General features: G+C 69.3%; 15 protein-coding genes and 1 pseudogene. 6 read left to right on the top strand and 10 right to left on the bottom strand.

Annotated features, from left to right (window positions below):
* Positions 1-15 precede the first annotated feature (15 nt).
* Positions 16-540, top strand: coding sequence for a gluconokinase (locus FY549_RS15855; RefSeq protein WP_149085829.1), 525 nt, complete (start codon positions 16-18; stop codon positions 538-540).
* Here FY549_RS15855 and FY549_RS16825 read toward each other — a convergent pair.
* Entirely contained in the window at positions 525-650 is a 126-nt protein-coding gene (locus FY549_RS16825; RefSeq protein WP_259614230.1) for a hypothetical protein, read from the bottom strand. The genes FY549_RS15855 and FY549_RS16825 overlap by 16 nt on opposite strands.
* 224 nt (positions 651-874) lie before the next feature.
* On the opposite strand from FY549_RS16825, the gene FY549_RS15850 reads away from it, so the two are divergent.
* On the top strand, positions 875-1495 hold the full coding sequence (locus FY549_RS15850) for a 50S ribosomal protein L25/general stress protein Ctc (RefSeq protein ID WP_149085828.1): 621 nt from the start codon (positions 875-877) through the stop codon (positions 1493-1495).
* A 96-nt stretch (positions 1496-1591) separates the two neighbouring features.
* On the top strand, positions 1592-2173 hold the full coding sequence (gene pth / locus FY549_RS15845) for an aminoacyl-tRNA hydrolase (protein ID WP_149085827.1): 582 nt from the start codon (positions 1592-1594) through the stop codon (positions 2171-2173).
* 21 nt (positions 2174-2194) lie between these two features.
* On the opposite strand, the gene FY549_RS15840 is transcribed toward pth, so the two are convergent.
* Together FY549_RS15840 and trpS are read right to left on the bottom strand one after the other, a co-directional pair.
* Positions 2195-2836, bottom strand: coding sequence for a hypothetical protein (locus tag FY549_RS15840; protein ID WP_149085826.1), 642 nt, complete (start codon positions 2834-2836; stop codon positions 2195-2197).
* A 26-nt stretch (positions 2837-2862) separates the two neighbouring features.
* Positions 2863-3867: a tryptophan--tRNA ligase gene (gene trpS, locus FY549_RS15835; protein WP_149085825.1), complete on the bottom strand. Its 1005-nt coding sequence runs from the start codon at positions 3865-3867 to the stop codon at positions 2863-2865.
* A 61-nt stretch (positions 3868-3928) separates the two neighbouring features.
* On the opposite strand from trpS, the gene FY549_RS15830 reads away from it, so the two are divergent.
* Complete coding sequence (locus FY549_RS15830; protein ID WP_149085824.1) at positions 3929-4594, top strand: DUF4166 domain-containing protein; 666 nt, start codon at positions 3929-3931, stop codon at positions 4592-4594.
* Here the strand turns inward: FY549_RS15830 and FY549_RS15825 are convergent.
* The 7 genes from FY549_RS15825 to FY549_RS15795 form a co-directional block, all read right to left on the bottom strand.
* Positions 4588-5427, bottom strand: coding sequence for an exodeoxyribonuclease III (locus FY549_RS15825; protein WP_149085823.1), 840 nt, complete (start codon positions 5425-5427; stop codon positions 4588-4590). The two genes, FY549_RS15830 and FY549_RS15825, sit on opposite strands and share 7 nt — an antisense overlap.
* Positions 5428-5436: 9 nt before the next feature.
* On the bottom strand, positions 5437-6642 hold the full coding sequence (locus FY549_RS15820; RefSeq protein ID WP_149085822.1) for a YihY/virulence factor BrkB family protein: 1206 nt from the start codon (positions 6640-6642) through the stop codon (positions 5437-5439).
* Between the two features lie 112 nt (positions 6643-6754).
* Complete coding sequence (locus tag FY549_RS15815) at positions 6755-7522, bottom strand: succinate dehydrogenase iron-sulfur subunit (protein WP_025105655.1); 768 nt, start codon at positions 7520-7522, stop codon at positions 6755-6757.
* A gap of 2 nt (positions 7523-7524) precedes the next feature.
* Positions 7525-9351 (bottom strand): succinate dehydrogenase flavoprotein subunit, encoded by a 1827-nt coding sequence (gene sdhA, locus FY549_RS15810; RefSeq protein ID WP_149085821.1) that lies wholly within the window; start codon positions 9349-9351, stop codon positions 7525-7527.
* 19 nt (positions 9352-9370) lie between these two features.
* Entirely contained in the window at positions 9371-9811 is a 441-nt protein-coding gene (locus tag FY549_RS15805; RefSeq protein ID WP_149085820.1) for a succinate dehydrogenase hydrophobic membrane anchor subunit, read from the bottom strand.
* The gene (gene sdhC / locus FY549_RS15800) at positions 9811-10245 is read right to left on the bottom strand and encodes a succinate dehydrogenase, cytochrome b556 subunit (RefSeq protein WP_149085819.1); all 435 of its coding nucleotides are present in this window, start codon (positions 10243-10245) and stop codon (positions 9811-9813) included. Before sdhC ends, FY549_RS15805 begins: the two co-directional genes overlap by 1 nt.
* Positions 10246-10398: 153 nt before the next feature.
* Entirely contained in the window at positions 10399-11655 is a 1257-nt protein-coding gene (locus FY549_RS15795) for an FG-GAP-like repeat-containing protein (protein WP_149085818.1), read from the bottom strand.
* Between the two features lie 35 nt (positions 11656-11690).
* Here FY549_RS15795 and FY549_RS15790 point away from each other — a divergent pair.
* Both FY549_RS15790 and FY549_RS15785 read left to right on the top strand, forming a co-directional pair.
* Positions 11691-12807: pseudogene (locus FY549_RS15790) on the top strand (mannose-1-phosphate guanylyltransferase).
* A 147-nt stretch (positions 12808-12954) separates the two neighbouring features.
* A complete protein-coding gene (locus FY549_RS15785) occupies positions 12955-14073 on the top strand; it encodes a BMP family protein (RefSeq protein WP_149085817.1) in 1119 nt (372 codons plus the stop codon).
* Positions 14074-14152 lie beyond the last annotated feature (79 nt).

Genomic DNA, 14152 nt, shown 5'->3' with positions numbered 1-14152 from the left:
CGGGATGCAGTGGGCATGAGCGAGCGCGTCGTCGTGATGGGGCCGAGCGGCTCCGGCAAGTCGACGGTGGGCGCGGCACTGGCGGAGGCGCTCGGTGCCCGCTTCGTGGACGGGGACGACCTGCATCCGCTGACCAACGTGGAGAAGATGGCGGCGGGGATCCCTCTCGACGACGCGGACCGGATGCCGTGGTTGCGAGTGGTCGGCCGTACCCTGGCCGGGGAGGGGCGGATCGTCGTCGCCTGCTCCGCGCTCCGAAGGCGCTATCGGGACGCGATCCGGAAGGAGGCTCCCGACGCCACCTTCGCTGAGCTCGTGCTGGACAGAGACACGCTCGCCCGGCGACTAGGCGGACGCGCCGATCACTTCATGCCGGCGACGCTCATGGACTCGCAACTGGAGGCGCTGGAGCCCCTGGCTCCCGACGAGCGGGGGATCCGCGTCGAGGCGTCCCTCTCGCTGGCGCAGGAGGTGGCGGCCATTCAGCACGCGCTCACCGCGGCGGCAGGAACACCGGGGACGCCTCAGTCCTTGCGGTAGCCCGAGCGACCGAGGGAGAACAGCGCGGCGCCCGTGGCGACGGCCGCGCACACGGACATGGCGCCGATCAGCCAGAGGATGACGTGGGAGAGGAAGGCGCCGTCGAGCATGGGGGTACTCCGAGTTTCTGCAGAGGGGACCGGTGTCTTCAGCCTATCGGGTGATCCGGTACCATGGAGGCGTACCTCGGCGAGGGACGCTTCTGCGCGTGCGCGGACGTCCGTGATCGACGCGGCGAAGCAAGCCCGGTGGCTTTCCTCACGCGTCCGCGTTCGAGTCCACAATTCCAAGACCACCGCGCGGCGCCTTCGCTGCGTGCCCGAAGGAGAACCCCATGTCTGAAGACACCACGGTCCACGCCGAGCTGCGCAGCAGCTTCGGCAAGGGCTTCGCCCGTCGCCTGCGCGCCGCCGGCAAGATCCCCGCGGTCATCTACGGCCACGGCACCGAGCCCGTGCACGTCGCGCTGCCCGGCCACCAGGTCTCGCTGATCATCCGCCGCGCCAACGCGCTGCTCGACCTCGACATCGAGGGCACCTCCCAGCTCGCGCTCGTCAAGGACGTGCAGAAGGACCCGGTGCACCAGATCGTCGAGCACATCGACCTCCTGGTCGTGAAGAAGGGCGAGAAGGTCGCCATCGACGTGCCCGTCGTCGTGACCGGTGAGCCGGCCCCCGGCACCATCGTCAACCTCGACGCCACGACCATCCAGGTCGAGGCCGAGGCCACGCACATCCCCGAGAACATCGAGGTCTCGGTCGAGGGTCTCGAGGAGGGCGCGCACATCACCGCCGCCGACGTCACGCTGCCGAAGGGCTCGACGCTGCTCACCGACGGTGAGGTCCTCGTGGTCGCCATCTCCGTCCCGGCCGCTGCGGTCGAGGACGAGGAGGCCGAGGGCGAGTCCGCCGAAGGCGAGTCCGCCGAGGCGTCCGAGGAGGCCGCCGCGGAGTGATCTCCGCCTGCTTCATCACGGAGGGGACGCGATCCGATCGCGTCCCCTCCGTCGTATCCTGACCGAGGCGACGGCCCCGGCGAGAGAGGACGAGGAATGGCAGCGACCTGGCTCGTGGTCGGTCTCGGCAACCCGGGACCCCGCTACGAGGCGACCCGCCACAACATCGGCCAGATGGTCGTCGACGAGCTCGCCACGCGGCGGGGCGAGAGCTTCCGGGAGCACAAAGGCGGTGCGCGGGTCGTCGAGACCTGGCTGCGTCCCGGCGCAGATAAGCTCGTCCTCGCGAAGCCGAACACGTTCATGAACGTCTCGGGCACGCCCGTCGCCGCCCTCGCCCGGTTCTACTCCGTCCCGCTCGACCACGTGATCGTCGTGCACGATGAGCTCGACATCCCGTTCGACACGGTCAAGCTGAAGACCGGGGGAGGCCACGGAGGCCACAACGGCGTCCGCGACATCGCGAGGGCGCTCACGAGCCCGGACTTTCCCCGGGTGCGCGTCGGCATCGGCCGGCCGGTGGGCCGGCAGGATCCCGCGGACTGGGTGCTCTCCCCGTTCGGCAAGGACGAGCGCGCGAACCTGCCCCTCCTCGTGGGCGACGCGGCCGATGCCGTCGAGCTCCTCGTCGACGAAGGGTTGCTCGCGGCGCAGCAGAAGCACCACGCGCCGCGCTGAGTCTGCCTCCTGCGGCGGGCCTCAGGCGGTGAAGCTGGCGTATCCGGCCGCCCCGCCGATGGCGAAAGCCGTGAACACGGCGACGACGAAGATGACTGCGCCGAGCACGGCGACCACGAGGGCGGCGATCCCCGCCCCGCGCCCCTGTCGCTTGCGGATGGCGATGATGCCGAGCACGATGGCGGCGATACCGAGGACCGTCCCGGCCCAGAACGACAGCTCCGCCCACAGCACCTGGTCACGCGCGGGGGACAGGAACCCGAGGTCGCCCGTGGAGCTGCTGATGCCCTGCGGGATCCGCTGGCCGATCTCGAAGGCGCTGACCCCGCCGATGATCGGCACGACGACGGCCGCGAGGATCGAGAGGCCGAGGGCGAGCAGACCGAGGAAGCTCGAGGGCTTCGGCGCGGCGTCCGGTGCGGTGTACGTGCCGGACGGTGTCGCGTAGCCGCCCACAGGCACCTGGTACGCCCCCGGAGGTGCGGCAGGGGGCGTCGGCTGTCCGTATCCACCGGCGGGTGGGTACGGTGTCGGCGCGGCAGGGGGTGCCGACGGATACGCGGGCGGCGGGACCGCTCCGGGCGCCGACTCCTGCGGGATCGAGGCCGTCGGAGGGACGGCAGGCGCGGCGCCGGGCGGCGGGGGCAGCTGCGGATCGGTCACGATGTCATCCTAGGGGCGGCCGCGGCTCACACCCGGCGCAGCAGCCCGACGCGGTCGTACACGTCCGACAGGGTCCGGTCGGCGACGGCGTCGGCGCGGGCGGCGTTCTCCGCGAGGATCCGATCCAGCTCCGCGGGATCGTCGAGGAGTTCGAGGGCACGGGTCCGTACCGGGTCGAACTCCGCCACGACGACCTCCGCGAGGCCCTTCTTGAAGTCTCCGTAGCCGCGGCCGGCGTACTCGTCCTCGATCGCGGGGATCTGACGCCCGGTCAACGCCGCGTAGATGGTGAGGAGGTTCGAGACCCCGGGCTTGTTCTCGCGGTCGAAGCGCACCGAGCCCTCGTTGTCGGTCACCGCTCGCATGATCTTCTTCGCCGACTTCGCGGGGTCGTCGAGCATCCACAGCACGCCCGCGTCACTCTCGGCCGACTTCGACATCTTCGCCGTCGGGTTCTGCAGGTCGTAGATGCGCGCGGTCTCCTTCTGGATGACCGGCACGGGCACGGTGAACGTCTCGCCGAAGCGGGAGTTGAAGCGCTCTGCGAGGTCGCGCGTGAGCTCGACGTGCTGCTTCTGATCGTCGCCGACCGGCACGACGTCGGTCTGGTACAGGAGGATGTCGGCGGCCATCAGCACCGGGTAGGTGAAGAGCCCCACGCTCGTGGCATCGGTGCCGTAGCGGGCGGACTTGTCCTTGAACTGGGTCATCCGTCCTGCTTCGCCGAAGCCGGTGATGGTGCTGAGGATCCACGCGAGCTCCGCGTGCGCGCGGACGTGCGACTGCACGTAGAGCGTGGACTGCGAAGGCTCGATGCCCGCGGCGATGTACTGGGCCGCGGTGCGGCGGGTCTTCTCGCGCAGCTCGTCCGGGTTCTGGGCGACCGTGAGCGCGTGGAGATCGACGACCGAGAAGAAGGCGTCGTAGGAGCTCTGGAGGTCTCGCCACTGCAGGAGCGCGCCGATGTAGTTGCCGATCTGGAGGGAGTCGGCGGAGGGCTGCATTCCGGAGTAGAGACGAGGCTTGTTCACCCGACAATCCTATGCGCCCGCCGCGTGCGGCTCGCGCGCCGGGATCCCCTACGCTGACGACATGACTGCGACGACGCCGCCCGTGCGCGGACGGGTCTTCCTCGACGCCCTCGGCCCTGACGCGGAGCGCCTGCATCCGGAGATCCTCGCGCAGTATCGCGCTCCGGCCGCCGCGGGGCACGCGGAAGGAGTCTTCGCCGTCGCAGGGAGCCGGTTCGGTCGGTGGGCGTCGCTCGCACGCCCCGTCGTCGGACCGGGTCTGCTGGTGCCGACGCGGGGAACACAGGTGCCGTTCGTCCTTCGCACGATCTCAGGGCGTTCGTCGAGCGGGCGCGCGACCCTCGACTCGACGCGTGAGTTCCTGTTCCCGGCGCGTACCGCGAGGGTCGTGGACCGGCTCACGGTCAGCGTGCGACCCGGCCTCGTCCGGAACCTCCTCGGCGCGCGCGGCCGCGTGGAGCTCATCGAGGAGTGCAGCGTGACCGAGGAAGGATTCCTGCGCATGCGCACGGTGCGCGTCGCCCTGCGGCTGTTCGGGCGCCGATTCGCTCTCCCCGGCCCGCTCGGTGTCCGGGTGGATCTCGTCGACGGCTGGGATGCGGAGCAGCGTCGCCGCACGATCGACATGCGCGCCGTGAATCCGGTGCTCGGCACCGTGCTGGAGTACCGCGGATGGTACCGGGAGTCGGAGCCGGCGCCCTCGGAGCGGCCGGAACCGGGTCAGTAGGTGTAATCGACGACGACCGGCGCGTGGTCGCTCCAGCGCTGGTCGTAGGCGGCCGCCCGAGCGACGTGGTACGCCTGGACGCGCTCGGCCAGGGCGGGCGTGGCCAGGTGATAGTCGATGCGCCACCCCGAGTCGTTGTCGAACGCCTTCCCTCGCATGGACCACCACGTGTAGGGCCCCTCCACCTCGCCGTGGAAGCGACGGCCCACATCCACCCAGCCCAGGCCCGTGCCGACCGTGCCGTCGACGCCGGTGATCGGTGCTCCGGCCTCCCCGAGGAAGCGGTCGAAGTACGCCCGCTCGCGGGGCAGGAAGCCGGCCTTGGTCCGGTTGCCCCGCCAGTTCTTGATGTCGAGTTCCCGATGTCCGACGTTGAGGTCGCCGGTGACGAGCGCGAGGGCGCCGTCGGTGTTGAGGCTCGCGAGCCGCGCCTCGAACGCGTCGAGGAACTTCCATTTCTCGTCCTGCTTCGGTGTGTCGGCTTCGCCCGAGTGTACGTACGCACTCACGACCGTGAGCGGACGGTCTCCGATGAGGAAGTCCGCCTCGATCCAGCGGCCCTTGGCGTCGAAGTCCTCCGGACCGAAGTCGACCCGCGAGGCGAGAGCGGGGATGCGACTCGCGATCGCGACACCGGCGCGACCCTTCGCCGTGGCCTCGTCATGGACGAAGGCCCAGCCGGGCAGCGCGGCCTCGATGTGCTCGTCCTGCCCCCGCACCTCCTGCAGGGTGAGGATGTCGATGTCGGCGGCGTCCAGCCAGGTGCTCATCCCGTTGCGGGCCGCCGCCCGGATCCCGTTGACATTGACCGAGGCGATACGCAGGTGAGGCATTCCTCCAGCCTAACCAGCACCGCCGACATCACGGGTCCGGCGGTGTTCGAGCTCCGCGAGCAGGCGTTGGGCGAGCGGAGAGGAGGGGGGAACGGGCGGGGGAGCGGAGGCCTCGAGCGTGGCGACCTCGTGCTGCGCCTCCTGGACGGCGTGGCCCGCGGACCAGCGCCGGTACCAGGGGGCTGCATCACGGGCACGTTCGGCATCGCGGAGGCGGATCCGGGCCGCCGAGAGAAGTGTGGCGTGCTCGGCAGCCCTCCGTTCCGCATCGGTGGGCAGCAGCAGCGGGAGGTCGCGATCCTGGGCGGCGACGGCGATCCAGGAGGCGGCGACGAGCATCACCACGCCGTTCACGCGGAACCACAGCAGGAGTCCCACGAAGATCGCGAAGGTCGCCAGCAGGGGGTTCGACGGCGTGTAGCTCAGAAGGAAACCCACTCCGAACTGGAGGACCGTCATGGCGGCGCCTCCGAGGACCGCTCCGGGCCAGATCGTCCCCCAATGAAGCGACGTGCCCGTCAGGAAGCGCACCATCGCCGCCAGCGCACCGGTCAACAGGACGAACGACACGAGCACCGTGCCGATGCGGATGCCGAGGTTGAGGCCGTCGGAGCCGGCGTCCCAACCGAGCAGCGAGAGCACCCAGCTCAGCACCGCTGCGCTGGCCGAACTGAGCGCGGAGCCGACGATGAGCGAGACACCGAAGATCAGGGCGGCGAGGAGGTCGCGCGCTTTGAGGACCAGGTAGCTGCGGCGGTCGGGCTCGAGGCCGAAGATGTCGCGCACAGCCCGGCGCGAGAAGGTCACCCAGCCGATCGCGGTCCAGATCACCGTGCCGAGGGCGATGAGTCCGGTGACCCCGAGGACGCCGGTGGTGTTCGAGGCGATCTCCTGCACCTGCGCCGGGGTGAAGACGCCGCCCTCGTCCAGGATGAGGTTGGGGATGTAGTTGTTGATGATCCCGATGAGCCCGTTCACGGCGTCCTCGCTGCCGCCCAGCCACAGACCGGCGATCGCGAAGGCGAGGTAGATCGCGGCGAAGATGGCGAAGAGCGCCTGATAGCTCACGCCCGCCGCCAGCAGGAAGCCGTTGTGCTGCAGGAAGTGCCGCCACACCCGCACGGGGAAGAGGCCCAGGGTGCGCCGGGTGAGAGCGGTCGCGCGCTCGACGGCGGCATCGAGGCGACCGTCGGCCGCCGAACCGGGCTCTGACACGCCCCCACCCTACCCAAGACGGATCGTGCCCCTTCGCGACACCAGGCGCTAACGCGAGAACAGGCGGTCCCGCCCGGGACCGCCTGTTCTCGCGTTGATGCCTGTGTCGACGTCAGGGACGGCCGCGGAGGACCGCCTGCTTGACCTCGGCGATGGCCTTGGTGACCTCGATGCCGCGCGGGCAGGCCTCGGAGCAGTTGAAGGTCGTGCGGCAGCGCCAGACGCCCTCCTTGTCGTTGAGGATGTCGAGGCGCACTGCGGCGTTGTCGTCGCGCGAGTCGAAGATGAAGCGGTGCGCGTTGACGATGGCGGCCGGGCCGAAGTACTGGCCGTCGGTCCAGAACACGGGGCACGACGAGGTGCACGCCGCGCAGAGGATGCACTTGGTGGTGTCGTCGAAGATCTCGCGGTCGGCGATGGACTGGGTGCGCTCCTTGCCCTTCTCCGGCACCGAGTTCGCGACGAGGAACGGCTGCACCTCGCGGTACGAGGCGAAGAAGGGCTCCATGTCGACGACGAGGTCCTTCTCCAGCGGCAGACCCTTGATCGCCTCGACGTAGATCGGCTTCGAGATGTCGAGGTCCTTGATCAGCGTCTTGCAGGCCAGGCGGTTGCGGCCGTTGATGCGCATGGCGTCGGAGCCGCAGATGCCGTGGGCGCAGGAGCGGCGGAAGGTCAGCGATCCGTCGACCTCCCACTTGATCTTGTGCAGCGCATCGAGCACACGGTCGGTGGAGTAGAGCTCCACGTCGTAGTCGACCCAGTGCGGCTCGGCGTCGACCTCGGGGTCGAAGCGACGGATGTTGAAGGTGACGATGAAGGACTGGATCCCGGTGTCTTCGGTCGTCTCGGCCGGCGCTTCGGCGATGGCGTTCGACATGCTCAGTACTTCCTCTCCATCGGCGGGTAGTTCAACTCGCCCTTGTCGTTCTTGGTGAAGACGACCGGCTTCCAGTCGAGCTTGATGTGGTCGCTCGGGTCGGAGGAGTGCGGGTCGCCCGTGAGGTAGGCCATGGTGTGCTTCATGTAGTTCTCGTCGTCGCGCTTCGGGAAGTCGTCGCGCATGTGGCCGCCACGGCTCTCCTCCCGGTTCTGCGCGGCGTAGACGACGACCTCGGCGATGTCGAGCAGGAAGCCGAGCTCGACGGCCTCGAGCAGGTCGGTGTTGAACCGGTGGCCCTTGTCGTCGACGTGCACGTTCTTGTAACGCTCGCGGAGTTCCGCGATCACGCCGAGGACGTGCTGCAGCGACTCGTGGGTGCGGAACACCTGGGCGCCCTTGTCCATCTCGTCCTGCAGCGTCTTGCGCAGCACGGCGATCCGCTCCGTGCCCTGGTTGTTGCGCAGGCCCTCGAGCATGCCGGAGACGAAGCCGGCGGGGTTCTCCGGCAGCGGGACGAACTCGGCCGTCTTGACGTACTCCACCGCGTTGCGACCCGAGCGCTTGCCGAACACGTTGATGTCGAGCAGCGAGTTGGTGCCGAGGCGGTTCGCGCCGTGGACCGAGACGCACGCGCACTCGCCGGCGGCGTAGAGGCCGGGGACGATCGTGTCGTTGTCCGCGAGCACCTCGCCGTTGTTGTTCGTGGGGATGCCGCCCATGGCGTAGTGCGCGGTGGGCATGACCGGGACCGGCTCGACGACCGGGTCGACGCCCAGGTACGTGCGGGCGAACTCGGTGATGTCGGGGAGCTTGGTCTCGAGCACCTCGGCGCCCAGGTGCGTGCAGTCCAGCAGCACGTAGTCCTTGTGGGGACCGGCGCCGCGGCCTTCCGCGACCTCCTGGACCATGCAGCGCGCGACGATGTCGCGGGGCGCGAGGTCCTTGATGGTGGGGGCGTACCGTTCCATGAACCGTTCGCCCGAGGCGTTGCGGAGGATGGCGCCCTCGCCTCGTGCGCCCTCGGTGAGGAGGATGCCGAGTCCGGCGAGGCCGGTCGGGTGGAACTGGAAGAACTCGAGATCCTCAAGCGGGAGGCCCTTGCGCCAGACGATGCCGACGCCATCGCCCGTGAGGGTGTGCGCGTTGGAGGTCGTCTTGAAGATCTTGCCGAAGCCGCCGGTCGCGAAGATCACGGCCTTCGACTGGAACACGTGCAGCTCACCGGTGGCGAGGTCGTAGGCGACGACACCCGCGATCTGGGTCCGGCCCGCGTCGTCCTTCACCGTGATGAGGTCGAGGACGTAGAACTCGTTGAAGAAGTTGATCCCGAGCTTGACGCAGTTCTGGAAAAGCGTCTGCAGGATCATGTGACCCGTGCGGTCGGCGGCGTAGCAGGCACGGCGGACCGGGGTCTTGCCGTGCTCGGCCGTGTGACCGCCGAACCGACGCTGGTCGATCTTGCCCTCGGGGGTGCGGTTGAACGGGAGCCCCATGTTCTCGAGGTCGATGACCGCGTCGATCGCCTCCTTCGCGAGGATCTCCGCCGCGTCCTGGTCGACGAGGTAGTCGCCGCCCTTGACGGTGTCGAAGGTGTGCCACTCCCAGGAGTCCTCCTCGACGTTCGCGAGGGCCGCCGCCATGCCGCCCTGCGCGGCACCGGTGTGCGACCGCGTCGGGTAGAGCTTGGAGATCACCGCGGTCTTCGCGCCGGGGCCGGCCTCGATGGCCGCCCGCATGCCGGCGCCTCCGGCGCCGACGATGACGATGTCGAACTGGTGGTAATGCACGCCGTCGCGGACGACGGAATCCTGCGTCTGGGTAGTCACTTCTCGTTTGCCTCTTCTTCTAGCCCTGCGCCTGGCAGGTCTCCCACAGCGTGCTCGACTCGGTCACACCCAGGCACGGGTCGAAGGTGAAGACGACCAGGGTGCCGAGGAGGATGAGCAGGCCGGCGGCCAGGCCGAGGGCCCAGACGAGCGCCTTGCGCGCGGTGGGGTTGGTCACGTAGTCGTTCACGATCGTCCGCATGCCGTTGGCGCCGTGGATGAGGGCGAGCCAGAGCATCAGCACGTCCCACCACTGCCAGAACGGCGTCGCGAACTTGCCGGCGATGAACGCGAAGTCGAGAGCATGGATCCCCTCGCCGACCATCAGGTTCACGAAGAGATGGCCGAAGATCAGCACGACGAGCACGACGCCCGAGACGCGCATGAAGACCCAGCCCCACTTCTCGAGGTTGATGCCGCGCTGACGACGGGCGGGAGCGGCGACGGTCTGCGCGCTCATCAGTGTCCTCCTCCGAAGCCGGCGAACGCGAGCATCAGGTGGCGCGGGACGAAGCCGGCCATGATGATGCCCCACACGAGCAGCACGCCCCAGAAGAGCTGGCGCTGGTACTTGGCGCCCTTCGACCAGAAGTCGACGGCGATGATGCGAAGACCGTTCATGGCGTGGAACACGATGCCGGCGACGAGCACGACCTCGCCGACCGCCATGACCGGGTTCTTGTATGTGCCGATGACCGCGTCGTACGCCTCCGGCGACACCCTGATCAGCGCCGTGTCGAGCACGTGCACCAACAGGAAGAAGAAGATGGCGACTCCGGTGATGCGGTGCAGCACCCACGACCACATGCCTTCGCGACCCCGATAGAGGGTGCCGCGGGGGGTCTTGGACGTGGTTTCCGAAATCGACGGTGTCAAGCGAGCGCTTGTGGACACGGTCGTCCTCCCTGGATCGATGTGTTTCGGTCGCGTGCGCTGCTTCGTCCACATCTGGCCTGGAGGAGGGTCAGGCACGCCCGATCGGTCTCCATCCTATTCCTGTGAGAACGCCCCGGGCGACGAAGGGGACCCTAAGTCGGGCGCCCGACGTCAGCCGAGCTGCGCGATGCCGTTCCAGCCGCTTCCCACGGTCCGCGGGGGGAGGAATCCGCCGCGCCCGGTGCCGCCGTACAGGAGGAGCGCGCCGGAGGCGTTCGTGGCGAAGATGTCCTGGGTGCCGTTCCCGTCGAAGTCCCCCGCGCCGGCGAGTGCGGTGAAGGATCCCCACCCCTTCCCGATCTGTCGCCCCGTCGCCCACGAGCCCTTGCCCGTGGTCGCGTACAGCCACAGCGTGCCGTCGCTCCGACGGCCGATGAGGTCGCTCCGGGAGTCTCCGGTGAAGTCGCCGGCCGAGAAGACCGCCGTGAAGGTCTGCCAGCCTGAGCCGATGCGCGTGCCGCCGGAGAGCCAGCCGCCGCGCCCGTTGCCCCTGTAGAGGAGGAGTTCCCCGGCGGGTGTCCGTGCGATGACGTCGGCGAGTCGGTCGCCGTCGAAGTCCATCCCGCCGATGAGCTGGCTGAAGCGTGACCAGCCGGATCCGATCGCAACCGGAGCACCCAATCCGCCACGGCCGTTGCCGGCGAAGAGCATCAGCCGCCCGTCCGCCTCGGTGCGTGCGATGTCCGGGACCTTGTCCCCGGTGAAGTCGCCGAGGGGCGTGAAGGGACGGCTGCCCCAACCAGGGATCACGGTGCTCGTCGCTCCGAATCGCGCGGTGCCGGGGCCGGGGTACAGCCGGAGGTCGCCGGAGGCGGTTCGGGCCAGCAGATCGGCGGATCGATCGCCGTTCAGGTCGCCGGCACCGCCCGGCAGGGTCCGCACGGGAGAGCCGACCCCGAAGATCTGGACCCAGTACGTGCGGTAGCAGGAGCCGGTCGCATGACCGACGCCGAGCCCGGTGTAGCGGCGATCGAGGATGTTGGCCTTGTGGCCGGGAGACGCCATCCAGCTCGAGACCACGGCGGCGGCATCCGGTTGACCCGCCGCGATGTTCTCGCCGCTCGCGGTCCAGCCGAAGGCAGCGATACGCGTACTGCGCCAGGACGAGGAGCTGTGCTCGAACGTGCATGAGGACGCCAGCTGCCTGGCCCACTCGGCGGCCGCCGCATCCAGGCCGGGGTCGGAGACCAGCGCGGGGAGCCCGGCGGCCGTCCGTTGCGCGTTCGTGCGCGCGAACACATCCCCTGCGGCGCCCCCGGCGGCGGTGGCGGCCGTGGGGGTGAGGACGAGGACGGCCAGGACGCCGGCGACGACAGCGGCGGCGAGGCGGCGGGCACGGGAGGAGAGGGGTCTGGGGGGCCGGCTCATGGGTCGACGATAGCGCCGCCGGTACGCTGGCCTGCATGAGCGAGCCGATCGAAGACTTCTACGCGGTCATCCCCGCCGGTGGCATCGGCAGTCGGCTGTGGCCGCTGTCCCGGGCGGACGCCCCGAAGTTCCTGCACGACCTGACCGGGTCGGGCCATTCGCTGCTGCGGGACACCTGGGACCGGCTGGAGCCCCTCGCCGGGCCGGATCGGATCGCGGTCGTCACGGGTCGTGCCCACCGTGCGGCCGTGGAGGCCGAGCTTCCCGGCATCGCCGACCTCAACGTCTTCCTGGAGTCCGAACCGCGCGAGTCGGCCGCCGCTATCGGGCTGGCCGCTGCCGTGCTGCATCGCCGCAACCCCGACGTGATCGTCGGCTCCTTCAGCGCCGACCACGTGATCCGCGGTACGCGGGTCTTCGAGTTCGCGGTGCGCGACGCCGTCGAGGTCGCCAGGGAGGGGTACATCTGCACGATCGGCATCGCGCCGACGGAACCGGCGGTGGGCTTCGGCTACATCAAGAAGGGCCCGGAGCTCGTCGTGGAGCGCGCCAGGGAGGCGGCTCTCGTCGAGAGCTTCGTCGAGAAGCCGGACCTGGAGACGGCCAGGGCGTACCTGGCCGAGCGGACCTACCTCTGGAACGCCGGCATGTTCATCGCGAAGGCCAGTGTCCTGCTCGACGAGCTCGCCGCGAACGAGCCCGCCCTGCACGCCGGTCTGCTCGAGCTCGCCGAGGCGTGGGACGACCGCGACCTCCGCGGTCCCGCCGTGGACCGCATCTGGCCGCGGCTGAAGAAGATCGCGATCGACTACGCCGTCGCGGGAGCCGGCGGCGCGGCGCGGTCGTCTCGCCGTGGTGCCCGGTCACTTCGATTGGGACGACGTCGGGGACTTCGCGTCGCTGACGAAGCTCATCACGAACGGCCGCAAGAACGACCTCGCGGTCCTCGGACCCCGCGCCCGGGTGCTCACTGACGCGGCCAGCGGCATCCTCGTCAGCCAGACCACCCGCGTGATCAGCCTCGTCGGGGTGCAGGACATCGTCGTGGTGGACACCCCCGACGCCCTCCTGGTCACGACGGTCGAGAACGCCCAGCGCGTGAAGGGCGTCGTCGAGTCGCTGAAACTCAACGGACAGGGCGATGTGCTCTGATGAGCAGCGTGACGTGCTCATCGGCAGGGTTGATTTCAGCTTTGTAACCATTGGCCCGGGCGCCCGGAGCCGACGTGCACGAACGTCGAAACAGTAGGTAACTTTGATCGATCCGCGATGGCCGCGGGTTCGTTGAGGGAGGCATCCGTGACCATCTCCACCACCAAGAAGCTGCTCGGCGCGACGGTCGCCGCCGGTGTCGTCTTCGCTCTTGCCGGCTGCGGTCAGGCGCCGACCGAGGAGTCCGAGGGCGGATCCGCCCCCGTCGACTCCGACTTCAAGCCCTGCCTCATCTCCGACGCGGGCGGCTGGAACGACAAGTCGTTCAACCAGTCGGCCAAGGAGGGCATGGACAGCGCCGCCGACGAGCTCGGCATCAAGCCGCTGGAGTTCGAGTCCGCCAACGACAACGACTACGCGCCGAACCTCGAGACCGCCGTGTCCGAGGGCTGCTCGCTCATCGTCTCGGTCGGCTTCAAGCTGTCCGCTGCCACGGTCGAGTCCGCGCTCGCGAACCCCGAGATCGACTACGCGATCATCGACGACTGGGCCGACAACGACTTCGACGGCACCACCGACGCGCCGAACATCAAGCCCCTCGTCTTCGACACCGCTCAGGCGGCCTACCTCGGCGGCTACGCCGCGGCCGCCTGGTCCGCAGAGGCCGGCGTGAACAAGGTCGGCACCTTCGGCGGAATGCAGATCCCGTCGGTCGCCGTCTTCATGGACGGCTACCAGCTCGGTGTCGAGAAGTACAACGAGGACAAGTCGGCCGACGTCCAGGTCTTCGGTTGGGACGCCGCCACCCAGAAGGGCTCCTTCACGGGCGGCTTCGACGCCAACGACACGGCCAAGCAGACCGCCCAGGGCGTGCTCGACCAGGGTGTCGACGTCATCCTTCCCGTCGGAGGCCCGGTCTACCAGAGCGCCGCAGCGGCGATCAACGACAGCGGCAAGGACACGCTGATGCTCGGTGTCGACAGCGACCTCGCCGTCGCCGACCCCAGCGTCGCCGACATCACGCTCGTCTCCATCATGAAGGCCATCGACGTGGCCGTCCGCGACGCGACGCTCGCGGCCGCCGCCGGTGAGTTCGACCCGGAGCCCTACATCGGCACGCTCGAGAACGAGGGCGTCAAGCTCTCCGGCTTCGGCGACTTCGAGGCTGACCTGCCCGAGGGCCTCATGGACGAGCTGTCCGCTCTGCAGGAGCAGATCATCTCCGGCGACATCACGGTGGAGTCCGAGAACTCTCCCACCCGCTGAGTCGGAGCCGTACCCAGCACGGGGCGAGTGGCGCAGGCTGCCACTCGCCCCGCACTGTGGGCGGCGACGATTCTCCTCG

Origin of the sequence: Microbacterium sp. 1S1, assembly GCF_008271365.1 — a bacterium.
Classification (GTDB): domain Bacteria; phylum Actinomycetota; class Actinomycetes; order Actinomycetales; family Microbacteriaceae; genus Microbacterium.
This window is presented reverse-complemented; position numbering and strand designations above follow the sequence as displayed.

Bases quoted from the DNA above. Each gene is read 5' to 3' on its own strand.
- FY549_RS15825 (WP_149085823.1), bottom strand. From the start codon at position 5,427: ATGCCTCACCTGCGTATCGCCTCGGTCAATGTCAACGGGATCCGGGCG.
- FY549_RS15815 (WP_025105655.1), bottom strand. From the start codon at position 7,522: ATGTCGAACGCCATCGCCGAAGCGCCGGCCGAGACGACCGAAGACACC.
- FY549_RS15805 (WP_149085820.1), bottom strand. From the start codon at position 9,811: ATGAGCGCGCAGACCGTCGCCGCTCCCGCCCGTCGTCAGCGCGGCATC.
- FY549_RS16825 (WP_259614230.1), bottom strand. From the start codon at position 650: ATGCTCGACGGCGCCTTCCTCTCCCACGTCATCCTCTGGCTGATCGGC.
- pth (WP_149085827.1), top strand. From the start codon at position 1,592: ATGGCAGCGACCTGGCTCGTGGTCGGTCTCGGCAACCCGGGACCCCGC.
- FY549_RS15850 (WP_149085828.1), top strand. From the start codon at position 875: ATGTCTGAAGACACCACGGTCCACGCCGAGCTGCGCAGCAGCTTCGGC.
- FY549_RS15795 (WP_149085818.1), bottom strand. From the start codon at position 11,655: ATGAGCCGGCCCCCCAGACCCCTCTCCTCCCGTGCCCGCCGCCTCGCC.
- FY549_RS15855 (WP_149085829.1), top strand. From the start codon at position 16: ATGAGCGAGCGCGTCGTCGTGATGGGGCCGAGCGGCTCCGGCAAGTCG.
- FY549_RS15830 (WP_149085824.1), top strand. From the start codon at position 3,929: ATGACTGCGACGACGCCGCCCGTGCGCGGACGGGTCTTCCTCGACGCC.